Raw genomic sequence first — 23,703 nt, forward strand, 5'->3', positions numbered from 1 at the left:
CCGCGCGATGGCGGCGGGCACGTCCGGCTGCGCGGCGCCGGCGAACGCCGGTGTCGCGAGCAGTCCGCGACGCAGGTGCCAGCGGGTGGTGATCCCGGCGACGGCGTCGTTCGCCGCGACGTTCGACGAGCCGACGCCCGCCAGCAGGACACCCAAGCCGGGATCGTTCAGGTCCGCGCCCGCTTCGGTGAGCCGGTCCAAGGCGACCGTCTCGATGAGCGGGTCGATGCCCAGCACCGCGGAAACCCGCACGTCGAGGCCCGGGCGGTCCGCGGTCACCTCGGCGACGAGCGCGGGAAGGTCGACCCGGGCGTGATAGGCCACGCCGAGGAGCAGCGGCACCACGACGACCTCGCGGTGCCCTTCGGCGTGGAGACCGCGCAGGACATCGGTCAGCGACGGCTCCGAGAGGTCCAAAAAGGACTCGCGGATGTCGAGACCCGGCGCGAGCCCCCGGGAGACGTCGAGCAGGGCGCGGATGGTCGCCGCGGACCGCGGATCGCGGCTGCCGTGGGCGACGGCTACCAGTGGCGGTGGGGTCATGCGAACCTTTCGCCGACGAGTCCGGCGGCGAGGGTGTCGCCGTCCTTCGGGTCGATGACCAGGAACGCGCCCGTCCGCGGGCTGACGCCGTAGTCGTCCACGCCGATCTCTTCGGCCAGCCTCAACGTCACCCTGCCGATGTCGTTGAGCTCCAAGGTAGCCGGATCGTCCACACTGGACAACGTCTGCTCGTCGAACCGGGCGTGGAGCTCGCCGACCAGGGCCTGCACCGTCCGCGTGCCGTGCTTCACCAGTACCCGCGCGCCCGGCTTGAGAGCCTTCGCGGAGAGCCAGCACAGGGTCGCGGTGATCTCGTCGGTCACCGTCGGCTGCCGGTCGGCGGCGGCGATCAGGTCGCCCCGCGAGATGTCGAGGTCGTCCGCGAGCAACAGGGTCACCGAGGTGCCCGCGCCGGCTTCGGCGAGCGGCCCGTCGGCGGTGTCGATGCCTTCGACCCGGCTGCGGATCCCCTGCGGGAGCACGACGATCTCGTCGCCCGGCCGGACGGTGCCCGCCGCGATCTGTCCCGCGTACCCGCGGTAGTCGGGGTGGTCGGCCGTGCGCGGCCGGATCACGTACTGCACCGGGAACCGGAACGCCGAATCGTGCGGATCCGGCGCCACGGGCACGGTCTCCAGATGCTCCAGCAGGGTCGGGCCGGAGTACCACGGGGTCTTGTCCGACTTCTCCGCCACGTTGTCGCCCACCAGCGCCGAAACCGGCACCGCGAGCACGGAACCCCGCTCGTAGCCCAGAGACGCGGCGTGCTCGGCGAACTCCTCGGCGATCACGGTGAACGTCGCCTCGTCGTAGCCGACGAGGTCGATCTTGTTCACCGCCAGCACCAGATTCGGGACGCCCAGCAGGGCGAGTACGGCGGCGTGACGGCGGGTCTGCTCGATGACGCCCTTGCGCGCGTCGACCAGCAGCACGGCCAGCTGCGCGGTGGACGCCCCGGTCACCGTGTTCCGCGTGTACTGCACGTGGCCGGGGGTGTCCGCGAGCACGAAGCTGCGTTTCGGTGTCGCGAAATACCGGTACGCCACGTCGATCGTGATGCCCTGCTCGCGTTCCGAGCGCAAGCCGTCCACCAGCAGCGAAAGGTCCGGAGTGGACAGTCCTTTGTCGACACTGGCGCGGGTGACCGCGTCCAGCTGGTCGGCGAGGACGGATTTGGTGTCGTACAGGAGCCGCCCGACCAGGGTCGACTTCCCGTCGTCCACACTGCCCGCGGTCGCGAGCCTGAGGAGGCTGGACATCAGAAGTACCCTTCCCGCTTGCGGTCTTCCATCGCCGCCTCCGACATCCGGTCGTCGGCGCGGGTGGCGCCGCGTTCGGTGAGCCGGGAGGCCGAGACCTCGGCGATGACCTCGTCCACCGTGGCGGCGGTCGATTCGATGGCGCCGGTGCACGAACCGTCGCCGACGGTCCGGTAGCGCACCGTGAGTTCCCGGACGAGCTCACCCGGCCGCGGCCCGCCCCAGGGGCCTTCGGTCAGCCACATGCCGTCGCGCTGGTAGACCTCGCGACGGTGCGCGTAGTAGATCGACGGCAGTTCGACCTTCTCCCGCGCGATGTAGTTCCAGACGTCGGCCTCGGTCCAGTTGGACAGCGGGAAGACGCGGACCTGTTCACCGGGGCGGTGGCGGCCGTTGTAGAGGTTCCACAGTTCGGGGCGCTGGCGACGCGGTTCCCACTGGCCGAAAGCGTTGCGGAGACTGAAGATCCGCTCCTTGGCGCGGGCGCGTTCCTCGTCGCGGCGCCCGCCGCCGAAGACCGCGTCGAACTTGTTCTCGGCGATCGTGTCGAGCAGCGGAGTGGTCTGCAACGGGTTGCGCATCCCGTCGGCGCGCTCTTCGAGCCTGCCGTCGTCGATCCAGTCCTGCACCTTCGCCACGAGCAGCCGCAGCCCGTGCTGCTCGACCACCCGGTCGCGGAAGTCGATGACCTCGTCGAGGTTGTGCCCGGTGTCCACGTGCAGCAACGGGAACGGCACCGGCGCGGGCCAGAACGCCTTGATCGCCAGGTGCAGCAGGAGCGTCGAGTCCTTGCCGCCCGAGAACAGGATCACCGGCCGGTCGAACTCACCCGCCACCTCGCGGAAGATGTGGATGGCCTCGGATTCCAGTGCCGCCAAGTTGTCCTGAGCGGCATCCGCGGCCGGTTCGAGCGTGGTCATTTCGTCCCTTCTCACCCGTGCAGGCCGCATTCGGTCTTGCCCTGCCCCGCCCAGCGACCGCTGCGCGGGTCTTGGCCCGGAGCGACCTTCGCGGTGCACGGCGCGCAGCCGATCGACAGATAACCGATGGACACCAACGGGTTCTCGAGGATCCCGTGTTCGCTGATGTAGCCGTTGAACTCGTCGTCGGACCAGGGCGCGATCGGGTTGATCTTCACCAGCCCGTTGCGGTCGTCCCAGGTGACGATCGGAGTGTTCGCGCGGGTCGGCGCGTCGACGCGGCGGACGCCGGTCACCCACGCCGAGTACTTCGCGAGCGTGTTCCGCAGCGGTACGACCTTGCGGAGGTGGCAGCACTGGTTCGGGTCGCGCTCGTGCAGTTTCGGGCCGTACTCCGCGTCCTGTTCGGCGACGCTCTGCGCGGCCTCGGCGTTGACGATCCGCACGCCGGGGTAGACCGCCTGCACCGCGTCACGGGTGCCGATGGTCTCCGGGAAGTGGTAGCCGGTCTGCAGGAACAGCACGTCCACGTCGGATTTGACCTTGGTGGCCAGATCGATGAGGACGGCGTCCTGCATGTTCGAAGCGACGATGAAGTCGTCGCCGAACGTGTCCGCGGTCCAGCGCAGGGCCTCGGTCGCGGTCGCCTCCGCGAGCTCCTTCGAGGCTCGTTCGGCGAGGGTCTTGTAGTCGGCAGTGGCGGTCATCCTTGCGACACCTCCGGAAAGGACAGTCCGAGGAACTTCACGGTGAAGACCCGGCGGCAGCCCGAGCACAGCCAGGAGCCGCCCTCTTCGGGCCGCAGGTCTTCATCGCCGCAGAAAGGGCAGTAGTACGGCGTCGCCCGCTCGGTCATTGCAAGAGGCCTTCGTCGGCCCGCAGGACCCACTGGGGGAATCGCTCGCCGGGTTCGCGGCCGGAGACGTACGCCCGCACGACCCGTTCGACGTACGCGGTCAGCTCCGACGCGGTCACCTTGTGCCCGCGCAGTTTCCGGCCGAAGCCGGCGTCGAGGCCGAGGCCGCCGCCGAGGTGCACCTGGAAGCCTTCGACCTGGTTGCCGTCGTCGTCGGTGACGATCTGGCCCTTGAGCCCGATGTCGGCGGTCTGGACCCGGGCGCAGGAGTTCGGGCAGCCGTTGAGGTGCACGGTCACCGGGTTTTCGATCTCGGCCTGGATGTCCGCCAGGCGCTTCTCCAGGTCGGTGACCAGTTCGATCGCGCGGGCCTTCGTCTCGACGATCGCGAGCTTGCAGAACTCCAGGCCGGTGCAGGCCATGATTCCGCGCCGCCACGGCGACGGCTCGGTCTGCAGGCCGAGGTCGGCCAGTTCGGTCTTCAGCCCGCCCACCTCGGCCTCGGGGACGTCGAGGACCACGAGTTTCTGGTGCGGGGTCAGGCGGACCCGGTTCGATCCGGCCCGCTCGGCCGCCTTGGCGACCGCCAGCAGGGTGGCCCCGGAGACGCGGCCGGCGACCGGCGCGGCGCCGACGTAGAACTTGCCGTCGATCTGCGGGTGCACGCCGACGTGGTCGATCTGGGTCGCGGGCACTTCGGGCGCGGGGCCGTCGGCCAGCTTGCGCTTGAGGTACTCGTCCTCCAGCACCTGGCGGAACTTCGCGACACCCCAGTCCTTCACCAGGAACTTGATCCGGGCGCGGGCGCGGAGCCGCCGGTAGCCGTAGTCGCGGAAGACGCTGATCACGCCTTCCCAGACGTCGGGGACCTCGTCGAGCGAGACCCAGGCGCCGAGCCGCTGGCCGATCATCGGGTTGGTGGACAGCCCGCCGCCGACCCAGACGTCGAACCCGGGGCCGTGTTCGGGGTGGTTCACGCCGACGAAGGCGACGTCGTTGATCTCGTGCACGACGTCCTGCTGCCCGGAGACCGCGGTCTTGAACTTGCGCGGCAGGTTCGAGTAGCGCGGATCGCCGATGTAGCGGCGTTTGATCTCGTCGATCGCGGGCGTGCCGTCGATGATTTCGTCGGCGGCGATACCGGCCACCGGGGAGCCGAGGATGACGCGCGGGCTGTCGCCGCAGGCCTCCATCGTGGTCATCCCGGCCTTCTCCAGCTTCGCCCAGATCGTCGGGACGTCCTCGATCCGGATCCAGTGGTACTGGATGTTCTGCCGGTCGGTGATGTCGGCGGTGTCGCGCGCGTGGGTCTGCGAGATCTCGGCGAGCACGGCGAGCTGTTCGGTGGTCAGCGCGCCGCCGTCGAGCCGGACCCGCAGCATGAAGTAGCGGTCGTCGAGCTCCTCGGGCTCCAGCGTCGCGGTGCGGCCGCCGTCGATCCCGGGCTTGCGCTGGGTGTAGAGGCCGAACCAGCGGAACCGGCCGCGGAGGTCGCCGGGGTCGATCGAGTCGAACCCGCCGCGGGCGTAGATGTTCTCGATCCGCGCACGGACGTTGAGCGGGTTGTCATCCTTCTTGGACCGCTCGTTGGGGTTGAGCGGTTCGCGGTAGCCCAGTGCCCACTGTCCCTCGCCCCGTTTCTGTTTGACCCGGGGCGTGCGGGCAGGGGTCTCGCGCGTGGGCGACGACATGGGAGTCCTCCGGCTGATCGTGGTGGTGGCGGGGAGTCAGCGGTTCGTCGCACAGAGCGCGCTCGCCACACGACGGAGATCCACGTGGCGGCGTGCCACGAGGCTGATTCCGGCGCGGGTCATTCATTCAGCGTGCCACGCGCCCACTATGTGGTCTAGGCCGGTCCGAATGCTGGGAACGAGGTCCGAAGTCGACTGTTTTCACAGGTCATGGACCTGTTTTGCGGGTCAAGCCCGGACTTGTCATCGCCACTGTGACGCAGAACGCGCACGGCTCAAGAAGGCAGGACGCGGTCCACGAGGATGCGGATGACGTCTTCGTCGGTGACGTCCGCGAGCACCTCCGGCAAGGTGAGTCGTTCGACGGTGAGCCCGGTCAGCGCGAGGTACATCAGCAGCACCTCGGCGCGCCCGCCCGGCATCCCCGCCGCGACGTGCCAGTCGACGCTCATGTCGATGCCCTCGCGGACGGTCTTGGTCAGCTCCGCCGAAAGATCCGGGCGCCGGGTGGCTTCGAGCCGGAGTTCGAGCAAGGCGAGATAAGGCTCGCGATGGCCGGTCAGCCGTCCCATGAGCTCGCCCAGCAGGACGCCGACCCGGTCGTGGGACGGCGACTCCGCCTGCGGGTTCTCCATCACCTCGGCCGGTGCCGACAGCCGCTCCTGCACGCGGACGCCGACTTCGCCGAGCAACTGGTCCCGGTTGCGGAAGTAGTTGGACGTCGTTCCCGGCGGGACGTCCGCCTCGACATCCACGGCGCGGTAGGTCAGCCCGCGGGCGCCCTCGCGGGCGAGGACGGTGATGGCGGCGTCGGTGAGCGCGGTCCGGCGCTCCGGGTTCTGTCGCATCGGGACATTCTCCTTGCCTCATCCAAACCACTATGTTTATAGTACTACACATAAAGTGGTTCGAACTGGGAGGAAACACCAGATGCAACTCAACGGTTTCGGTGCCTGCGTGGTCGTCGACGACATCGCCGAGACCACCGCCTGGTGGAAGCGGCACCTGCACCTGACGGTGACGATCGAGCTGGACTGGTTCTCCAGCCTCAACGTCGGCGCGGAGGGCTATGAAATGAGCTTCGTGAAGCGCGGTCACAAGGCCACGCCGGAGCCCTGGCGGGCGCAGGAGCCCGCCGGGTCGATGGTCGGGCTGATGGTCGCCGACGCGGTGGGCGAGTACGAGCGCCTGCGCGGAGAGGGAGTCAAGTTCGTGACGGAACTCGTGGACGAGGACTTCGGGCAGCGGCACTTCTACATCGAGGACCCGAACGGCTTCCTGATCGACATCATCGAGCCGATCCCGCCGTCCGCGGAGTGGTTGGCCGCTAACGGGTTGGCCTAGTACCGCTTCGGGTGAGTGAGCCCGCGCCCGGCCCTCGTCGCCGCTAGCTTCGGTCTCCGATCCACAGAGGACGGAGGAGTTGCGCATGCGCCGATGGTTGGTCGCCGCGATGGTGCTGGCGTCCCTGCTGATCCCGGGTACGGCTTCCGGGGCTCAGCAGGGATGCAGACTGGTTTCGCCCGAAGAGGGGGCGGTGCTGCCCAAGGGTGGCTCGCACCGGTTCGAGGCGGTCGGCTGCTCGCCGAACGTGCGGGGGCATCTGTCCCAGATGGTGCTGGTCGAGGTGCCCATGAGCCGTGACGCCGCCACGGACGACAACGGCGACTGGTCGCTCGACTACGTGGTCAACGACTACTCGATGAACCTGGAGACCCTCGTCTGGGTGCGGTTCGAGGACGGCACCCGCTCCACCTCGGTCAAGGTGTACATCGCCGACAGATAGCGCGTTCCGTGAAGGCCTCTTTCCCCGGGGAAAGAGGCCTTCACGGCGTGGGGGACACTGGGGTGTGCCCGCTCTGCTGCCCGAAACCACCACGCCCGTCGAGTCGGCGCTCCCCGAGAGCGCGCTGGAAGGACTCGGCACCCGGCCGTTCGGCGTCTACGTGCACGTCCCCTTCTGCGCGACCCGCTGCGGCTACTGCGACTTCAACACCTACACCGCCGGAGAGCTCGACAGCGCTTCGTCGCCCCAGTCCTGGCTCGAAGGCCTCAAGCGCGAGTTCGACCTCGCCGCGCGCGTGCTGGGGAAGCCGCCCGCGGTCGACACCGTCTTCGTCGGCGGAGGAACGCCGTCCCTGCTCGGCGCGGACGGGCTCCGAAGCGTCCTCGACGCCGTCCGGGACACCTTCGGTCTCGCGCCGGACGCCGAGGTGACGACCGAATCCAATCCGGAGTCCACCTCGCCGGAGTTCTTCGCGGGGATCCGCGACGCCGGGTACAACCGGATCTCGCTCGGCATGCAGTCGGCCGCCCAGCACGTGTTGCGGATCCTGGACCGCGTGCACACCGCGGGCCGTCCGGTCGCGGCCGCAGAGGAGGCGCGCGCCGCCGGATTCGAGCACGTCAACCTCGACGTCATCTACGGCACGCCGGGGGAGCGGATCGAAGACCTCCAGGCGTCGCTGGACGCGGTGCTCGCCGCCGGTGTCGACCACGTCTCGGCGTACGCGCTGATCGTCGAGGAGGGCACCGCGCTCGCTCGCCGCATCCGCCGCGGCGAACTGCCCGCGCCGGACGACGACGTGCTGGCCGCCGACTACGAGATGATCGACCGCGTCCTCGCCTCGGCCGGTCTGCGCTGGTACGAGGTGTCCAACTGGGCGACCTCGGAAGAGGCCCGCTGCCGGCACAACATCGGCTACTGGCGTGGCGGTGACTGGTGGGGCGCCGGACCCGGCGCGCACAGCCACGTCGGCGGCGTCCGCTGGTGGAATGTCAAGCATCCGGCCCGGTATGCCGCCTCGCTCGCCGCCGGTGAGTCGCCCGCCGCGGGCCGCGAACTGCTGACCGGGGAGGACCGGCATCTGGAACGCGTGATGCTCGAACTCCGGCTGTCCGAAGGACTTCCGCTCGACGCCCTCGACGACGACGGTCGCGCCGAAGCCCGCGCCGCCGCCGCCGAAGGATTGCTGGATCAGTCCGCTTTGGACGGTCAGGGGCGAGCGGTGCTGACCGACCGCGGGCGGCTGCTGGCGGACGGCCTGGTGCGACGGCTCACCTGAGCCCCAGAGGCGCAAGCGTCGTTCAGCTCCTGGACACCAGCCCGGCGAGGAACAGGTCGATGGCGAACTCGAAGCGCTCCTGCGCGGTCTCCTCGGTGAAGTACTCGCCCGCGCTCAGCAGGTTCGGGAACGCGCCGGGCGGGAACGATGTCATGTACTCGACCATCCGCTTGCCGCGTTCCTCCTGCTCGGCCAGGTCGATGTCGCCGTGCTGCCAGCCGGCCCCTTCGTAAGCGAAAGCCTTGGCGTAGAGCCATAACGCGTCGGCGGCGAACAACGCCCGCTTGAGGTCGAGCCCGCCCGCGCGCAGCACCGCGAGCATGGCTTCGGCCTGCTGGAGGGCGTTCGCGCCGACCGGTACGGGGATGGCCCACGCGATCTTGGCGATGCCCGGGACCGACGTCAGCGCGCGCACGTTGTCCCGCAGCAGGTCCTTCGCCTGCTCCACCCATCGCTCCGGATCGGGTTCGGGGAACGGGCCGAAGGCGAGGACGTGGTCGACCATCAGCTCGTGGAGCTCTTCCTTGTTCGCGACATGGGCGTAGAGCGACGCGGGACCGGTTTCCAGCGCCTGGGCCACACGCCGCATGCTCACCGCCTCCAGCCCTTCCGCGGCGAGGAGGTCCAGTGCCGTCTTCACCACGAGCTCCTGGGACAGCACGGGTTTGTCGGCGCGACGCCGGGGCCTGCTCACTTCGTTCGCCTCCTGGTCCGGGGTTCCGCCGGGAACTCTACTTGACGCGAACGCCGTTCGTCTGTAGAACGGTGTTCGTAACACGAACGCCGTTCGTCTAACTGGAGGACACCATGACCGAACGACAGAACGAAGTCCTGGCGGTGCTGGGCCGGCTCACCGACGCGTGGAACGACGGCGACGCGGCCGCGTACGCGCGGCTGTTCACCGAGGACGCCGACTACGTGACCTTCTTCGGGATGAACATGCCGGGCCGCGCGCTCATCGAAAGCTCGCATCGGGCCCTGTTCGAGGGGCTGATGAAGGGATCGAAGCTGGTGCCGGGCGGTGGAGAGCCCACGGTGCGGTTCATCCGGCCGGACGTCGCGATCGTCGTGTCCGGCGGCGGGTCGTCGCTGTCGGGTGCCGACAAGCCCGAGCCGGGCCGGGAATCGACGCTGACCTACGTGCTCGTGGAGGAACCCGAAGGCTGGCGCGTCGCGTCCTTCCAGAACACCCGGGTGAGCGATCCGGCCGCGGGCGCCCGCCCGGGCGGCGAGAGGCGTACGCTCGGTTAGGTTCACCTAACCCAGGAAAGGAATCGTGGATGGCCGAGGCGCGGAGAGCGGTATCGGCGACCCGGTTGCGGGTGCTGCGCACCGAGCGGATCACCCCGCACATGGTCCGGATCGTCGCCGGGGGCGAAGAGATCTCTTCGTTCCGGCCCAACGAATTCACCGACGCCTACGTCAAGGTGCACTTCCGGGTGCCCGGCGTCGAGTATCCCGAACCGTTCGACCTGGCGCGGGTCCGCGAAGAACTGCCACGTGAGCAGTGGCCGCGGATGCGCTCCTACACCGTCCGGGCCTTCGACCGCGATCTCGGCGAGCTGGTGCTCGACTTCGTCCACCACGGTGACGAAGGCGTCGCCGGACCGTGGGCCGCCGCCGCGAAACCCGGCGACGAGCTGCTGATCTCCGGACCCGGGGGAGCGTACGCGCCGGGCGAGGAGGCCGACTGGCATCTGCTCGCCGGGGACGAGAGCGCCCTCCCGGCCATCGCCGCTTCCCTCGAAGCGATGCCGGCGGGCGTTCCCGTGCACGCCGTCATCCTCGTGGAGGACGAGGCCGAAGAGCAGACGCTGACCACCAAGGGCGACGCGCGGATCACCTGGCTGCACCGGAGCCGTGGCGACGACCTCGCGGCCGCCGTTCGCGCGATCGAGTGGCGTGACGGCGTCGTGCAGGCGTTCGTGCACGGCGAGGCCGGGTTCGTGCGGGACCTGCGCCGTCACCTGCTGGACGACCGGGGGATGCGGCGCGACCTGCTGTCGATCTCCGGATACTGGCGGATCGGGAAGACCGACGAGGCGTGGCGACTGGAGAAACAGGCCGAGCGGAACGCGTAGCCTCGGTCACATGATCGAGCTGAAGGTGGACGTCGACCCGGCCGAGGCGGGTTTCGACGCGGAGCGGCTGCGACGGATCGACGAGCACTTCGACGGGTACCTGGAGCGGAATCTGCTTCCCGGGTACCTGGCCGTGGTGACCAGGAACGGGAAGGTCGCGCATCTCGCGTCGAACGGGATGCGCGACATCGAAGCCGGGCTGCCGGTCGAGACCGACACGATCTGGCGGGTCTTCTCGATGACGAAGCCGGTCACCTCGGTCGCCGCGATGATGCTCGTCGAAGCGGGACTCATCGACCTCAAGGACCCGATTTCCCGCTGGTTGCCCGAATTCGCGGAGCCGCGGGTCTTCACGGCCGGATCGTCGGTCAAGATGATGACCGAGCCCGCGACCGAGCCGATCCGCCTCTGGCATCTGCTCACCCACACCGCGGGGCTGACCTACGGGTTCCACCGCACGCATCCGGTCGACTCGGCCTACCGCGAAGCCGGATTCGACTGGGGGACCCCGCCGGGGCTCGACCTGGCAGGGTTCTCCGAGGCGATCGCGCGGCAGCCGTTGCTGTTCCAGCCCGGTTCGGAGTGGAACTATTCGGTCGCGACGGACATCCTCGGCAGGCTCGTCGAGGTCGTCTCCGGACAACCGCTCGACGCCTTCTTCCGCGAACGGATCTTCATCCCGCTCGGCATGACCGAGACCGGGTTCCAGACCGATCCGGACGCTTTGGGCAGGCTGGCCGCGCTTTACGTGCCCCACCCGGCGACCAAGGCGCCGTTCCGGCACGACGAGATGGGCACCGTCGGCCGGGTCGCGCCGTCGTGTTTCTCGGGCGGCGGTGGTCTGGTCGCGACGGCGGGCGACTACCACCGTTTCACGCAGATGCTGCTGCGCGGCGGCGAACTCGACGGCGTCCGGCTGCTCGGCCCGCGCACGGTGCGGCTCATGGCCACCAACCACCTGCCGGGCGGCGTGGATCTGGAGACCTACGGAAGCGGCGTGTTCTCCGAGGCGCCGTACGACGGTTTCGGCTTCGGGCTGGGCTTTTCCGTGCTCGACGACCCGGTGAAGGCGAAAACCCTCGCCAGCGCCGGGGAATTCGCCTGGGGCGGCGCGGCGAGCACCGCGTTCTGGGTCGATCCGGACGAGGACGTCACGGTGCTGTTCTTCACCCAGCTGCTGCCGTCCACGACCTATCCGATCCGCGTCGAACTGCGCAATCTCGTGTACCAGGCCCTGGTCGACTGACGGGAATCCGGCCACACTGGGACTCAGCCGACGGCAGGGGTCCTCATGCGCCGGATCGTGGTGGTCGGGGCCGGGCAAGCCGGCCTGGCCCTGGGCCTGCGGAGACACGGGTTCGCCGTCACCGTGGTCACCGACCGCGACGCCCGAACGATCCGCGCGAGCGGGCTCATCTCGAACCAGTGCCTCTTCGCGTCCTCCGGGCGGTGCCCGGTGGACCAGGCGATCGGATCGTCGACGGCGTCCAGGGCCAAGGCGCCGACGCGATGCGGGAACAGGTTGGCGTACACCTCGCCGAGATAGGTGCCGTACGAAAGGCCGTAGTAGCGCAGGCGGGGCTCACCGGCGGCTTCGCGCAGCCGGTCCAGATCCCGGGCGACGTTCGTGGTCGACAGATGTCCGAGCAGCGGTCCGGCGTTGCGGCCGCACGAGGCGGCGACCTCGCGGACGTCGGCGGTATGCCGGGTCTCCTGCTCGGTGGTGATCGGGAAGGTGCCCAGAACCCGTTTGAGCGGCTCGGTTTCCGCGTCGCTCGCGAAACAGCGGATCGGCGTGCTGGCGCCGACTCCGCGCGGGTCGAAGCCGACGATGTCGAACTGCCGGTGCAGCGACGGGGTCTGGAACTCGCTGAAGCGGCCCGGATTCCTGGGGCCACCGGGATTCGTGAAGACGGTGCCGCGTTTGTGCTTCTGATCCGTCGCGGGCAGACGGCCGAGCGCGAGGGTGATCCGAGGGCCGTCCGGGTCCTGATAGGACAGCGGGACGGCGATTTCGGCGCAGTCGTAGCCCGCCGGTGAACCTGCCGGGCAGGGACCCCAGGCGATGCCCTTCGGCGCGGCCGAGGCCACGGGCGCGATCGTGACGGCGGTGAGTGCGGTGAGCGTGAGCAGAACTGCGGTGCGGACTCCGGTGATGGTCACCGGCCCAGCGTCCCGCCTCGCGGGCGCGCGATCCCTGGGGCGCGTACCCGGAAAAATGGTGGGGTGAACCCTCCATGTTCAACATATAGCGCACCGGGGGGCTTGCGGCAAGACCCCGTTCCTGCCGCAGAATCCTCGGCTGTAGCTGGAGCAGGCCGAACAGGAGTGAAGATTTGACCGACGTCGATGTGATCATCGTGGGGGCCGGGCCGACCGGTCTGATGCTGGCCGCCGAACTGCGGCTGGCCGGTGCGCGCCCGCTGGTCCTGGAACGGCGGCCGGAACAGGGCAAGACACCGAAGGCCCACGGCCTCAGCGGGCAGATCCTGGACCTGCTGCACTATCGCGGCCTGCTGGAGCGGGTGCGGGGACTCGTCACCGACCCCGTCCCGCCCCACCGGTTCCCGTTCGGCGGGGTGCACGTCGACCTCACCCGGTTCGAGGAGCCGCCGCTGAAGGCGCTTTCGGTGCGCCAGCCGCTGTTGGAGCGGCTGCTGGAGGAGCACGCCACCGAACTCGGCGCGGAGGTCCGGCGCGGGCACGAGGTCGTCGGACTGTCCCAGGACGACACTTCCGTGACCGCCCGGGTCCGCGGTCCGGAGGGGGAGTACGAGCTGACCGCGCCGTACCTGGTGGGGTGCGACGGCGGGCGCAGCCCGGTCCGGTCGATGGCCGGGATCGGGTTCCCCGGCACCACCTATCCCGAGGTCAACCGGATCGGGCAGGTCAAGATCCCGGAGGGGCTGACCGTGCACGACGACGGCGACATCGAGACGCCGGAACTGGGCAGGATCAAGGCGGGCTTCACCCGCACCGGCACCGGTGTGTTCGCGCTCGGCTCGCTGACGCCGGGGATCGTGTTCATCCAGACCACGGAGGACGATCCCGGCGAGGTCGACGACGACGTGCCGATGACCCTGGCCGAATTCGGGGAAAGCATCCGCCGCGTCCTCGGCAAGGAGGTCCCGCTGGGCGAGCCGGTCCGGCTCTCGCGTTACCAGTTCTCCGCCCGTCAGGCCGAGCGCTACCGCGAGGGCAGGGTCCTGCTGGCGGGCGACGCGGCCCACCTGCTGCCGTCCACCGGCACGGCGATCAACGTCGGCATGTCCGACTCGGTCAACCTCGCCTGGAAGCTGGCCGCCGAGATCCAGGGGCGGGCTCCGGAGGGCTTGCTGGACACCTATCACGCGGAACGGCACGCCGCCGGTGCCCGCGCGCTGCTGCAGTCCCAGGCGCAGGTCGCGTTGCGGCGCGGGCACGACGAGGCCGCGGAGGCGCTCCGCGCGGTCTTCCAGGAACTGCTGGACGACGAGCAGGCCGCGCGACGGCTGTCCGCCCACGTCGCCGGGACCGACCTGCGCTACCCGATGCCCGGTTCCGAACACGCGCTCGCCGGCACGTTCGTCCCGGATCTCGCGCTGGAGACCGATCAGGGCGCGACCAGCGTCGCCGCACTGCTGCGTGCGGCGCGGCCGGTTCTGCTCGATCTCGCGGGGCGGCCGGAACTGCGTGAACTCGCGGAAGCGGCGGGCGTCGACGTCTGCACCGCGAAGGCCGAGGACCGGCCGGCCGATGTCCTGCTGATCCGCCCGGACGGGTACGTCGCCTGGGCTGGGGACGGCGACGGCCTTCGCGAAGCGCTGGCCGCCTGGTTCGGCTGAGGGCCCACGCGTTTCGTCCTCTGGATGCGGTACTTGCTTGTGGGAGGCAGCATCCAGAGGACGAAACGCGGGTGGAATCAGCGGCCGATGACGTCCGAGCCGTACCGCTTCAGCGTCTCTTCCCGCTGATCGTGCATGAGGTACAGCGAGAACTGGTCCACACCCAGCGAAGCCAGCTCCTCCAGCCGCTCCACATGCGCCGAAGGCGGGCCCATCAGGCAGAACCGGTCGACGATCTCGTCCGGCACGAAGTCGGCCGAGGGGTTCCCCGCCCGCCCGTGATGCGAGTAGTCGTAATCCTGCCGCTCACGGATGTAGTCGGTCAGCTCGCGTGGCACCGGTCCGGAATCGCCGTAGCGCGCCACGAGATCCGCGACGTGGTTGCCGACCATCCCGCCGAACCAGCGCAGCTGTTCCCGCTGATGCGCCAGATCGTCCCCGACGTACGCCGGGGCCGCGAGGCAGATCGTGATCCCGCCGGGATCCCGCCCCGCCGCACGGGCGGCCTCGCGGACCGAACCGATGGTCCACCGGGCGATCGCGGGATCGGCGCACTGGAGGATGAAGCCGTCCGCGTGTTCGCCGACCGTCTTCAGCGCCTTCGGCCCATATCCCGCCATCCACATTTCGAGCCGTCCGTTGCGGACCCAGGGGATCTGGACCGGTTTGTCCCGCAACAGGACCTCGCGTCCCTCCGCGAGTTCCTTGACCACGTGCATGCAGTCGCGCACGGTGGCCAAAGTGGACGGTGGCATGCCGACCACCCGGTGCGCCGAGTCGCCGCGGCCGATGCCGCACACCGTCCGGTTGCCGTACATGTCGTTGAGCGTGGCGAAGGTCGACGCCATCACCGACCAGTCCCGCGTCGCCGGGCTGGTCACCATCGGGCCCACGATCATCGACGACGTCGCCGCGAGGATCTGCGAGTAGATGACGAACGGTTCCTGCCACAGCACGCACGAGTCGAACGTCCAGCCGTAGCGGAAGCCCTCGTCCTCGGCGGCCTTCATCAGCCGCACGAGGTCGCGTGCGGGCGGGTCGGTCTGGAGCACAATCCCGAAGTCCACGGCCACCGCCTCAGTTCAGGTATTGGTTCAGATCGCGCGAGAGGAATTTCCCGTGCGTCGTACTGCCCGAGAACCCGGACGGCGTCACGACCACGCGGCCGCGAGAAAGCACCGTCTCGACCTTTCCGGTGATCTCCAGCCCTTCGTAGGCCGAGTAGTCCACGTTCATGTGGTGCGTCTCGACCGACAAGGTCTGCTTCGCCGCCGGGTCGTAGATGACGATGTCCGCGTCCGAACCCGCCGCGATGACACCCTTGCGCGGGTACAGCCCGAACATCCGCGCCGGGGTGGTCGAGCAGGTCTCGACCCAGCGGCCGAGGGTGAGCTCGCCCGCCACGACACCCTGGTGCAGCAGGTCCATCCGGTGCTCGACACCGGGGATCCCGTTGGGGATCGCGCGGAAGTCGCCGCGACCGAGCTCCTTCTGGTCCTTGAAACAGAAGGGACAGTGATCCGTCGACACCACCGAGAGGTCGTTGGTGCGCAGCCCCCGCCACAGATCCGCCTGATGCGACTTCTCGCGCAACGGGGGAGAAGCGACGTACTTGGAGCCTTCGAAATCCGGCTTCGCCAAGTCCTCGATGGACAGATAGAGATACTGAGGACACGTCTCCGCGAAGACGTTCTGCCCGTCGTCGCGCGCCTCCGCGACCGCCGCCAGCGCCTGCGACGCCGAAAGGTGCACGATGTACAGCGGCGCCCCGGTCACCTTGGCCAGCTGGATCGCGCGCGAGGTCGCCTCGCCCTCCAGCTCCGGCGGCCGGGTGAGCCCGTGCTGCACCGGGTCGATCTTCCCCGCGGCGAACGCCTGCACGGCCAGCTGGTCGATCGCGATGCCGTTCTCCGCGTGCATCATGATCGTCGCGCCGATCTCGCGCGCCTTCTGCATGGCCAGCAGGATCTCGCCGTCCGTGGAGTAGAAGACCCCCGGATAGGCCATGAACATCTTGAAGCTGCCGACCCCGCCGTCGACGCAGGCCTGCATCTCCTTCAACGACGAATCGTTGACGTCGGAGACGATCATGTGGAACCCGTAGTCGATGGCGCAGTTGCCGTCGGCCTTCGCGTGCCACTTGTCCATAGTGGACAGTAGTGAAGTGCCCTTGGCCTGGACGGCGAAGTCGATGATCGTGGTCGTCCCGCCCCACGCCGCCGCCGTCGTCCCGGTGCCGAAGGTGTCGACGGAATGCGTCCCGCCGAACGGCATCTCCATATGGGTGTGCGCGTCGATCCCGCCGGGCAGCACGTACTTCCCGGTGGCGTCGATGGTCTCGTCGGCCGGTCCCAGCGTGCCGGGGGCGCCGACGGCCGCGATCGTCTCGCCGTCGACGAGGACGTCCGCGGCCGACGCGCCCGCCGTCGACAGCACCTGACCGCCGCTGATCAGGGTGGTCATCACGCCTCCGCGAGGGGTCCGTAGCTGTCGGGACGACGGTCTCGGTAGAAGGCCCACAGATCCCGGACTTCGGCGAGTTTCGCCATGTCGAGGTCGCGGACGACGATCTCCTCCTCGGTGTCGGACGCCGCTTCGCCGACGAGCTGGCCGCGCGGGTCCGCGAAGTACGACTGGCCGTAGAAGTCGTTGTCACCCAAGGGTTCCACGCCGACGCGGTTGATCGTGCCGACGTAGTACTCGTTCGCGACGGCGGCCGCGGGCTGTTCCAGCCGCCACAGGTACTCCGACAGGCCGCGGCTGGTCGCCGACGGGTTGAACACGATCTTCGCGCCCGCCAGGCCCAGCGCGCGCCAGCCCTCCGGGAAGTGCCGCTCGTAACAGATGTAGACGCCGATGCGGCCGACGGCGGTGTCGAACACCGGGTAACCCATGTTCCCGGGGCGGAAGTAGAACTTCTCCCAGAAGCCCTTCACCTGCGGGATGTGGTTTTTGCGGTGCTTGCCGAGGTAGGTGCCGTCGGCGTCGATCACGGCGGCGGTGTTGTAGTACACGCCGGGCTGCTCGACCTCGTACATCGGCACGACCAGCACCACACCGTGGTGTTCGGCGACCTCCTGCATGAGCTTCGTCGTCGGCCCGTCCGGGATGCCCTCGGTGTAGGAGTAGTAGTCGGTGTCCTGCACTTGGCAGAAGTAGGGGCCGTAGAACAACTCCTGCAGGCAGATGACTTGAGCCCCCTGCGACGCGGCCTTGCCGATGGCTTCGACCGCGTTCGCGATCATGGACTCCTTGTCACCCGTCCACCGCTGCTGGATCAATCCGGCTCGGACCACGTCGCTCACTTGCATCCTCCTCGATATCGGTGGTGCGGTTGCGTTCAGGCAGGGACAGCAGCAGGTAGACGACGAAAGCACCCGCCAGGCCGACGACCCAGTTGTAGTCGTAGAGCGGTTTCAGGACCGGGATCAGCCCGTCGGCGGGGAACGGCCCGCCGTACGCGCCGCCGACCGCGAGCACGGCACCGATCAGTGTCGCGACCAGCGCGCGCCAGTTCCAGCCGCCGTTGAACCAGTAGACGCCGCGTTCGGAGTAGAGGTCCCGCAGTTTCAGTTCGGTGCGGTTGACCACCCAGTAGCCGGCGACGAGCACCCCGGCGACAGCGCCGAGCAGGCCGCCGTAGAAACCGAGCCACGCGAAGATGTAGATGTTCGGGTCCGAGTAGAGCCGCCACGGCTGGATGAGGATGCCGATGATCCCGGTGATCAGCCCGCCGACGGCGAACGTGATCTTCTTCGGGAACGCGTTGGAGAAGTCGTAGGACGGGCTGACCACGTTGGCCGCGAGGTTCGCCGACACCGTCGCCAGTACCAGCGCGATCAGCGCGACCACCACGACGACCGGGGAATCGAACCGGTCGGCCAGTTTCGCCGGGTCCCAGATCTGCTCGCCGTAGAGGACGCTGCCGCCCGAGGTGGTCAGGATGGCCACGATCGCGATGAACGTCATCGTGGTCGGCAGGCCGAGGAGCTGGCCGCGGACCTGTTTGCCCTGGCTGCCGCCGAAGCGGGTGAAGTCCGGCATGTTGAGCGAAAGCGTCGACCAGAACGCGATCATCGCCATCAGCGACGGCGCGAACACCTTCCAGAAGTCCGGTCCCCAGCCGAGTTTCCCGGGTTCGGACAGGATCGGGCCGAGCCCGCCCGCCTTGACGAGCACGTAGCCGAGCAGGATCAGGAAGCCGACCGACACCAGCGGCGCCGTCCAGTTCTCGAACCGGCGGACCGCCTCCATCCCGCGCCAGATGATGATCATCTGGAGCAACCAGAACAGTCCGAAGGAGAGCCACAGCGTCCAATGCTGGCCGAGGACGACCGCGGAGTCCTTCCAGCCGGAGCCCGCGAGCCGCCCGACGATGATGTAGATCGCCTCACCGCCGACCCAGGTCTGGATGCCGAACCAGCCGCACGCGATGAACGCCCTCAGCAACGCCGCCAGATTCGCGCCGCGCATGCCGAAGAACGCGCGGGCGAACACGGGGAACGGGATGCCGTACTTCGTCCCGGCGTGGCTGTTGAGCAGCATCGGGATCAGGACGATCAGGTTGCCGATGGTGATCGTGATCAGCGCCTGGACCCAGTTCATCCCGAGCGCGATCAGCGATGCCGCGAGCGCGTAGGACGGGATGTTGTGCGCCATGCCCATCCACAGCGCGAAATAGGTGTACGTGGTCCAAGTCCGCTTTTCGACCGGAACCGGGGCGAGTTCTTCGTTGTAGAAGCGGCTGTCCTTCAAGGACTCGACCTCGCCGAGTTCGACCCGGCCATCAGGATGCACGTGCTGCGTACCGCGTGCCGTCGGCTCCATTGCGGAATCGTGCTCGTCCGCCCCGCGTGGGTGGGACTGGCAGACTGTTCACTGTTGATGGTGTCGGAGCGCAGACTGTCGATTGCTTTCGAGGGATCGCGGTGCATGACGTGCGTCACACACACGGTCGTAGTAATCCGGCAAACCGGCTGAAACATCTCCACAGGATCTCCACAGCTCACCCGGATGGTCTCCACGGCCGGTGCTTACAGTCATCCCCATGGAACTGGGAGGACGCCGGGTGCTGGTCGTCGAGGACGACGTGACCATCGCCGAAAGCATCGCCGCGCGGTTGCGGGCCGAGGGATTTTCGGTGGACCTGGCGCACGACGGCCCGTCCGGGGTCGAGACGGACGCCGAGCGGGAGCCGGACCTGGTGGTGCTCGACGTGATGCTGCCGGGGTTCGACGGGCTGGAGGTCTGCCGCCGGATCCAGGCCCGCCGCCCGGTCCCGGTGCTGATGCTGACCGCCCGTTCGGACGAGACGGACATGCTGATCGGGCTCGGCGTGGGCGCGGACGACTACCTCACCAAGCCGTTCTCCATGCGGGTGCTCTCGGCCAGGGTGCACGCGCTGCTGCGCCGCGTCGAACGGTCCGCCCGCACCGACGTGAGCGAAGCGGGCACGAAGATCGTGCTCGGCGACCTCGAAATCGACGTCGACCAGCGGCGCGTCACGCGGGCGGGCACGCAGGCCCAGCTGACGCCGATCGAGTTCGACCTCCTCGTCCACTTCGCGAAGCGCCCGCGGGCGGTGCAACCGAGGGAACGCCTGCTGAGCGAGGTCTGGGACTGGGATGTCGCGGGCACCGGTTCGGGCACCCGCGCGGTCGACAGCCACATCAAGGCACTGCGCCGCAAACTGGGCGCGGACCTCATCCGCACCGTGCACGGCGTCGGCTACGCCCTGGAGGTGGGCTCGTGAAGCTCCGCCCGCTGTTCGGCCGGATCGTCGACGCGCTGCCGAGGCCGCTCGACCCGGTCCGCTCGATCAAGCTCAAGCTCGCGATCCTGCTGGTGTCCTCGGGCGGTATCGCGTTCGCGTTCTTCAACTGGCAGATCGGCTGGCTGCCGCCGCGGACCACGATCGCGGCCATGGTGCTCGCCGTGGTCACCTCGCAGATCCTGGCGCACGGGATGACCCGGCCACTGCGCGAGATGACCGCCGCCGCCCGCGCGATGGCCAAGGGCGACTACACCCGCCGCGTCCGGGCGACCGCCCGCGACGAGGTCGGGGAGCTGGCGCACGCCTTCAACCAGATGGCCGCCGATCTCGACGCCTCGGATCAGCGCCGCCGTGAGCTGATCGCGAACGTCTCCCACGAACTCCGCACGCCGATCACCGCGCTGAACGGGGTGCTGGAGAACCTGGTCGACGGGGTCGCGAAACCCGACCCGGCGACGTTGAAGACCGCGCTCCAGCAGACCGAACGGCTCGGCAGGCTGGTTTCGGAACTGCTCGACCTCTCGCGGATCGACGCCGGCGCGTTCCCGTTGCAGCTGGAGGAGTTCGACCTCGAACTGCTGCTGGAGGAGGTCGCCGCCGAAGCGGGGGCCACCGGCCGGGGGGTGCGGTTCACCGTCGACGTCCAGCCGCCCGGCGCGACCGCCGTCGCCGACCGCGGCCGGCTCTACCAGGTCGTGGTCAACCTGCTCGACAATGCCGTCCGGCACGGACCTTCCGGGGGAGAGGTCCGCGTGCGGGCCGAGGCCCGCGGTGCCGACGTCGTCATCGAGGTCGAAGACGAAGGCCCCGGGATCCCGCCAGGGGAGCGGGACAGCGTGTTCGAACGGTTCACCCGAGGCGAGCGGGCGGGTGGCGGGGGCACCGGCCTCGGTCTCGCGATCGCGCGCTGGGTGGTCGACCTCCACGACGGCAGCATCGCCGTGGTCACGCCCGAACACCGGACGGGCTGCGTCATCCGCGTCGTCATCCCCGTTCCTTAGCTCCGGCCGCGTTTCCTTCGACGGCCGCTCACATCCCACGGAATGTGCTTTCGCAAACTGGAGGATTCGATGAGCGAAGATCAAGAGGAGAAACAAGCGCACGCGTCGCCGCCGTCCGCGACCGCCACCTTGCCGCCCGCGCCGCAGGTCCCGATCTTGATGCGGCCACGGGTGCCGCCGAAGTCGTCGATCGTGCCGCTGCCCGGTTCGGTGCTGCCCGCGGCGGTCGCGGCCGGGCTGATCGCCGCCGTGGTCATGCCGGACGATCCCGGCGTCGGCTGGTTCGTGGCAGGGCTCGCCTTCGCGGTGGCCGTCTATTTCGCCGACAAACGAGCCCGCCGCGACACCGAACCGCATTTCGGCCTGGGCAGCGCGTTGTGGGCGGTGGCCGCGCTCGGGTTGCTCGCGGTCGGCGTGTTCCGGGCGTCGGTGTGGCTGAACGTGCTGTGCGTGCTGGCCGCCTGCGTCGCGGGGTCGCTCGCGGTGGTCGGGAAACGCACCGTCAACACGATCGTCTACGACGTCTTCGCGGTCCCGATCGAAGCGCTGCTTTCGGTCCCGTGGATCGGGCGCGGGCTGGTGAAGATCGGCAAGAAGACGGAAGGTGGCGGCAGGCCGAAGTTCCTGGTGCCCGTCCTGGTGAGCGCCTTGCTGCTGCTCGTGTTCGTCCCGCTGCTGCGTGGCGCGGACGCCGCTTTCGCGAGCGTGGTCGACGCGGTGATCCCCGAACTGAACCCGGGAACCTTCGTGCGCTGGGGTTTCCTCTTCGTGGTGGCCGCGTTCGCCGTCGCCGGGGCCTGCTACCTGCTGGCCGCGCCACCGCTGCCCGCCGACGACGACGCGCCGCGCAAACGGCTGGCGCACCGGCTCGAATGGACGTTGCCGCTGGGTGTCCTGGTGCTGCTTTTCACGAGTTTCGTCGTGGTGCGGCTCGTCGTGTTGTTCGGCGGCAGCGAATACGTCCTGGCCACGAGCGGTCTGACGGCGGCCGAGTACGCGAGGAGCGGGTTCTGGCAGCTGTCCGCGATCACCGTGCTGACCCTGCTGCTGGTCGCCGCCGCGCTGCGGTGGGCGCCGAAGTCCTCGGTGGCCGATCGTGCCTGGCAGCGCGGGCTGCTCGGGGCGCTGAGCGTGCTCAGTCTGGTGCTGGTCGCGTCGGCGTTGAGTCGCATGTGGACATACCAGCAGGCGTACGGGTTCACCGTGCTGCGACTGCTGGTGGAGGTCTGCGAGCTGTGGATCGGCCTGATCTTCTTGCTGGTGCTGGCATCCCTGGCCCCGCTGCGGTCGTCCTGGCTGCCGCGCGCTGCCATCGGTGCCGCCGTCGTGGCGCTGCTGGGGCTGGCCGTCCTCGACCCGGAACGGTTCATCGCCGACCGCAACATCGACCGGCTCGCCCACGGCAAGACACTCGACACTGGTTACCTGTCACGGTTTTCCGCCGACGTCGTGCCATCGGTGGACCGGCTGCCGGAACCGCTGAGGTCCTGCGTGCTCAAGCCGGTCGTGACAGGAATTCCGGAAGATGATTGGCGCGGATGGAACCTGAGCAGGTCCCTCGCGCGTCAGACCCCCGTTGCCGCGAGAGACGGGATCGGGTGCCGGTACCCGACCCGTCCCTGAGCCGTGACACCACGGCCTTGATCGCCCTCTTGGGGGTGAGGGCGATCAAGGCGGTGGTGAACGACGGCCGCTGGGCCACCGAGGGGGTGGCCCAGCGGAAGCCTTCCGTGGCAACGGTTTCCGGTCGGGTCAGCGGCCTGTCTTGGAAAGAATCTTCGAGGGGTAAGGCAAAGGTGACGTGATTCCGCGGGGGCGCGGAAGGTGGTGAAAGCCTCCTTTCCTACCTTGAGGGTAGGGAAGGAGGCCTTCACGGACCTCGGCTCGGATCGCCTCAGGTGCCAGCCTCGGTGAGGTGCCCGCGACGTCCCGCTTTTCCGGTCGGGTCAGAAGGTGAAGACGCCGGCCGACTCGGTGTCGGCGACGCAGCGGTTGGCGTACGAGGTGCGATAGGTGACCGGTTCGCCGCGCCACTTCCCGACCGCGGAGACGTCCACCGGGTTGTACTCCAAGGTGCAGGAACGCGGTTCGGCGCGGAGCCTGTCGAACTTTCCGTCCACTTCGGACAGTTTGGCGCAGGCGCCACCGCGTCCGGGGTGGGAGCCGCCGGTGGGCTCGCAGGTGAGCGAGACGGTGCCGACCCGGCCTCGTGCGTCGTGGCTGGTCAGTTGGAACGTGGATTCGGCGGGTTGTGCCGGGGCCATGCAGGCCAGCGCGAGCACACAGGCGCCGATCGGTTCGAAGAAAGCCATATCAACACTATCGGCTGACGTGACCCGATCACTGTGTTCCACGCTCGGGTGAGATTTACTCACCCGGACGTGTGGTCGTCCGCTTCTCGGATGTCGTGCGCGAGCAAGGCGACATAAAGGGAGAGCATCGACTCCGGATCTTCCAGCCGCACCCCGAGGACCTGCTCGATCCGGGCCAGCTGCTGGTAGTACGCGGTGCGGGAGGTGTGCGCGGCGGCCGCCGCCGCCGACTTGTTGCCCCCGTGCTCGCAGTAATGCCTCAACGCCTGAACGAGTCTGCTGCCCTGCGCCGCGTCCCTGCTCAGCAAGGGGCCGAGCTCCCGCGCGGCGAACGCGGTGATCCGTTCGTCGCCCGCCAGCAGGTGCAGCAGCCCGCGC

General features: G+C 68.9%; 26 protein-coding genes. 10 read left to right on the forward strand and 16 right to left on the reverse strand.

Annotated features, from left to right (window positions below; translation table 11 throughout):
* The 8 genes from CFP71_RS19750 to CFP71_RS19780 form a co-directional block, all read right to left on the reverse strand.
* Positions 1-543 (reverse strand): sirohydrochlorin chelatase (locus CFP71_RS19750; protein WP_093935348.1); only part of this gene is annotated, 543 nt, incomplete at its 3' end.
* Complete coding sequence (locus CFP71_RS19755) at positions 540-1,802, reverse strand: sulfate adenylyltransferase subunit 1 (protein ID WP_093935349.1); 1,263 nt, start codon at positions 1,800-1,802, stop codon at positions 540-542. The genes CFP71_RS19750 and CFP71_RS19755, both read right to left, overlap by 4 nt.
* A complete protein-coding gene (cysD, locus tag CFP71_RS19760; protein ID WP_093935350.1) occupies positions 1,802-2,722 on the reverse strand; it encodes a sulfate adenylyltransferase subunit CysD in 921 nt (306 codons plus the stop codon). Before cysD ends, CFP71_RS19755 begins: the two co-directional genes overlap by 1 nt.
* An 11-nt stretch (positions 2,723-2,733) precedes the next feature.
* Positions 2,734-3,429 (reverse strand): phosphoadenylyl-sulfate reductase, encoded by a 696-nt coding sequence (locus CFP71_RS19765; protein WP_093935351.1) that lies wholly within the window; start codon positions 3,427-3,429, stop codon positions 2,734-2,736.
* Positions 3,426-3,578 (reverse strand): eL43 family ribosomal protein, encoded by a 153-nt coding sequence (locus tag CFP71_RS19770; RefSeq protein ID WP_034316341.1) that lies wholly within the window; start codon positions 3,576-3,578, stop codon positions 3,426-3,428. The genes CFP71_RS19765 and CFP71_RS19770 overlap by 4 nt, the downstream gene beginning before the upstream one ends.
* A complete protein-coding gene (locus CFP71_RS19775; RefSeq protein ID WP_093935352.1) occupies positions 3,575-5,269 on the reverse strand; it encodes a nitrite/sulfite reductase in 1,695 nt (564 codons plus the stop codon). Before CFP71_RS19775 ends, CFP71_RS19770 begins: the two co-directional genes overlap by 4 nt.
* Positions 5,270-5,305: 36 nt before the next feature.
* Positions 5,306-5,392 (reverse strand): putative leader peptide, encoded by an 87-nt coding sequence (locus tag CFP71_RS45610; RefSeq protein ID WP_350573702.1) that lies wholly within the window; start codon positions 5,390-5,392, stop codon positions 5,306-5,308.
* Between the two features lie 152 nt (positions 5,393-5,544).
* Complete coding sequence (locus CFP71_RS19780; RefSeq protein ID WP_093935353.1) at positions 5,545-6,117, reverse strand: TetR/AcrR family transcriptional regulator; 573 nt, start codon at positions 6,115-6,117, stop codon at positions 5,545-5,547.
* An 82-nt stretch (positions 6,118-6,199) separates the two neighbouring features.
* Here CFP71_RS19780 and CFP71_RS19785 point away from each other — a divergent pair, with 82 nt between their 5' ends.
* The 3 genes from CFP71_RS19785 to hemW all read left to right on the forward strand — a co-directional run bounded on the left by CFP71_RS19785 (position 6,200) and on the right by hemW (position 8,334).
* Entirely contained in the window at positions 6,200-6,613 is a 414-nt protein-coding gene (locus CFP71_RS19785; RefSeq protein ID WP_093935354.1) for a VOC family protein, read from the forward strand.
* An 85-nt stretch (positions 6,614-6,698) separates the two neighbouring features.
* A complete protein-coding gene (locus tag CFP71_RS19790; protein WP_093935355.1) occupies positions 6,699-7,055 on the forward strand; it encodes a hypothetical protein in 357 nt (118 codons plus the stop codon).
* Positions 7,056-7,119: 64 nt separating this feature from the next.
* On the forward strand, positions 7,120-8,334 hold the full coding sequence (gene hemW / locus CFP71_RS19795; protein ID WP_093935356.1) for a radical SAM family heme chaperone HemW: 1,215 nt from the start codon (positions 7,120-7,122) through the stop codon (positions 8,332-8,334).
* Between the two features lie 22 nt (positions 8,335-8,356).
* Here hemW and CFP71_RS19800 read toward each other — a convergent pair whose 3' ends face one another.
* A complete protein-coding gene (locus CFP71_RS19800; protein WP_093935357.1) occupies positions 8,357-9,028 on the reverse strand; it encodes a TetR/AcrR family transcriptional regulator in 672 nt (223 codons plus the stop codon).
* Positions 9,029-9,141: 113 nt separating this feature from the next.
* On the opposite strand from CFP71_RS19800, the gene CFP71_RS19805 reads away from it, so the two are divergent.
* From CFP71_RS19805 to CFP71_RS19815, 3 genes are read left to right on the forward strand one after another with little or no spacing between them, the layout of a single operon-like run.
* Positions 9,142-9,585, forward strand: coding sequence for an SgcJ/EcaC family oxidoreductase (locus tag CFP71_RS19805; protein ID WP_093935358.1), 444 nt, complete (start codon positions 9,142-9,144; stop codon positions 9,583-9,585).
* A 29-nt stretch (positions 9,586-9,614) separates the two neighbouring features.
* Positions 9,615-10,415 (forward strand): siderophore-interacting protein, encoded by an 801-nt coding sequence (locus CFP71_RS19810; protein ID WP_167406193.1) that lies wholly within the window; start codon positions 9,615-9,617, stop codon positions 10,413-10,415.
* Positions 10,416-10,425: 10 nt separating this feature from the next.
* Entirely contained in the window at positions 10,426-11,661 is a 1,236-nt protein-coding gene (locus tag CFP71_RS19815) for a serine hydrolase domain-containing protein (protein ID WP_093935359.1), read from the forward strand.
* A 23-nt stretch (positions 11,662-11,684) separates the two neighbouring features.
* Here CFP71_RS19815 and CFP71_RS19820 read toward each other — a convergent pair whose 3' ends face one another.
* Positions 11,685-12,578, reverse strand: coding sequence for an alpha/beta fold hydrolase (locus CFP71_RS19820; RefSeq protein ID WP_244199753.1), 894 nt, complete (start codon positions 12,576-12,578; stop codon positions 11,685-11,687).
* Positions 12,579-12,751: 173 nt separating this feature from the next.
* On the opposite strand from CFP71_RS19820, the gene CFP71_RS19825 reads away from it, so the two are divergent.
* Entirely contained in the window at positions 12,752-14,239 is a 1,488-nt protein-coding gene (locus tag CFP71_RS19825) for an FAD-dependent monooxygenase (protein WP_093935360.1), read from the forward strand.
* 77 nt (positions 14,240-14,316) lie between these two features.
* On the opposite strand, the gene CFP71_RS19830 is transcribed toward CFP71_RS19825, so the two are convergent.
* Genes CFP71_RS19830 through CFP71_RS19845 form a run of 4 tightly spaced genes read right to left on the reverse strand, consistent with a single transcriptional unit; the run spans position 14,317 to position 19,066 of the window.
* The gene (locus tag CFP71_RS19830) at positions 14,317-15,306 is read right to left on the reverse strand and encodes a TIGR03842 family LLM class F420-dependent oxidoreductase (protein ID WP_093935369.1); all 990 of its coding nucleotides are present in this window, start codon (positions 15,304-15,306) and stop codon (positions 14,317-14,319) included.
* 10 nt (positions 15,307-15,316) lie between these two features.
* Positions 15,317-16,702, reverse strand: coding sequence for a dihydropyrimidinase (hydA, locus tag CFP71_RS19835; RefSeq protein ID WP_093935361.1), 1,386 nt, complete (start codon positions 16,700-16,702; stop codon positions 15,317-15,319).
* Positions 16,702-17,544, reverse strand: coding sequence for a nitrilase-related carbon-nitrogen hydrolase (locus tag CFP71_RS19840; protein ID WP_167406194.1), 843 nt, complete (start codon positions 17,542-17,544; stop codon positions 16,702-16,704). Before CFP71_RS19840 ends, hydA begins: the two co-directional genes overlap by 1 nt.
* On the reverse strand, positions 17,495-19,066 hold the full coding sequence (locus tag CFP71_RS19845) for an NCS1 family nucleobase:cation symporter-1 (protein ID WP_093935363.1): 1,572 nt from the start codon (positions 19,064-19,066) through the stop codon (positions 17,495-17,497). Before CFP71_RS19845 ends, CFP71_RS19840 begins: the two co-directional genes overlap by 50 nt.
* A gap of 241 nt (positions 19,067-19,307) precedes the next feature.
* Here CFP71_RS19845 and CFP71_RS19850 point away from each other — a divergent pair, with 241 nt between their 5' ends.
* From CFP71_RS19850 to CFP71_RS19860, 3 genes are all read left to right on the forward strand, one after another.
* A complete protein-coding gene (locus CFP71_RS19850; protein ID WP_167406196.1) occupies positions 19,308-19,991 on the forward strand; it encodes a response regulator in 684 nt (227 codons plus the stop codon).
* Entirely contained in the window at positions 19,988-21,013 is a 1,026-nt protein-coding gene (locus tag CFP71_RS19855; RefSeq protein ID WP_093935364.1) for a HAMP domain-containing sensor histidine kinase, read from the forward strand. The genes CFP71_RS19850 and CFP71_RS19855 overlap by 4 nt, the downstream gene beginning before the upstream one ends.
* 69 nt (positions 21,014-21,082) lie before the next feature.
* Entirely contained in the window at positions 21,083-22,636 is a 1,554-nt protein-coding gene (locus CFP71_RS19860; RefSeq protein ID WP_093935365.1) for a DUF4153 domain-containing protein, read from the forward strand.
* A gap of 323 nt (positions 22,637-22,959) precedes the next feature.
* Here CFP71_RS19860 and CFP71_RS19870 read toward each other — a convergent pair whose 3' ends face one another.
* Positions 22,960-23,325, reverse strand: coding sequence for an SSI family serine proteinase inhibitor (locus CFP71_RS19870; RefSeq protein WP_093935367.1), 366 nt, complete (start codon positions 23,323-23,325; stop codon positions 22,960-22,962).
* 59 nt (positions 23,326-23,384) lie between these two features.
* Positions 23,385-23,703: helix-turn-helix domain-containing protein (locus CFP71_RS19875; protein ID WP_143267124.1), on the reverse strand; the 319-nt coding region annotated here is incomplete at its 5' end.

This window comes from Amycolatopsis thailandensis, assembly GCF_002234405.1.
Lineage (GTDB): Bacteria > Actinomycetota > Actinomycetes > Mycobacteriales > Pseudonocardiaceae > Amycolatopsis > Amycolatopsis thailandensis.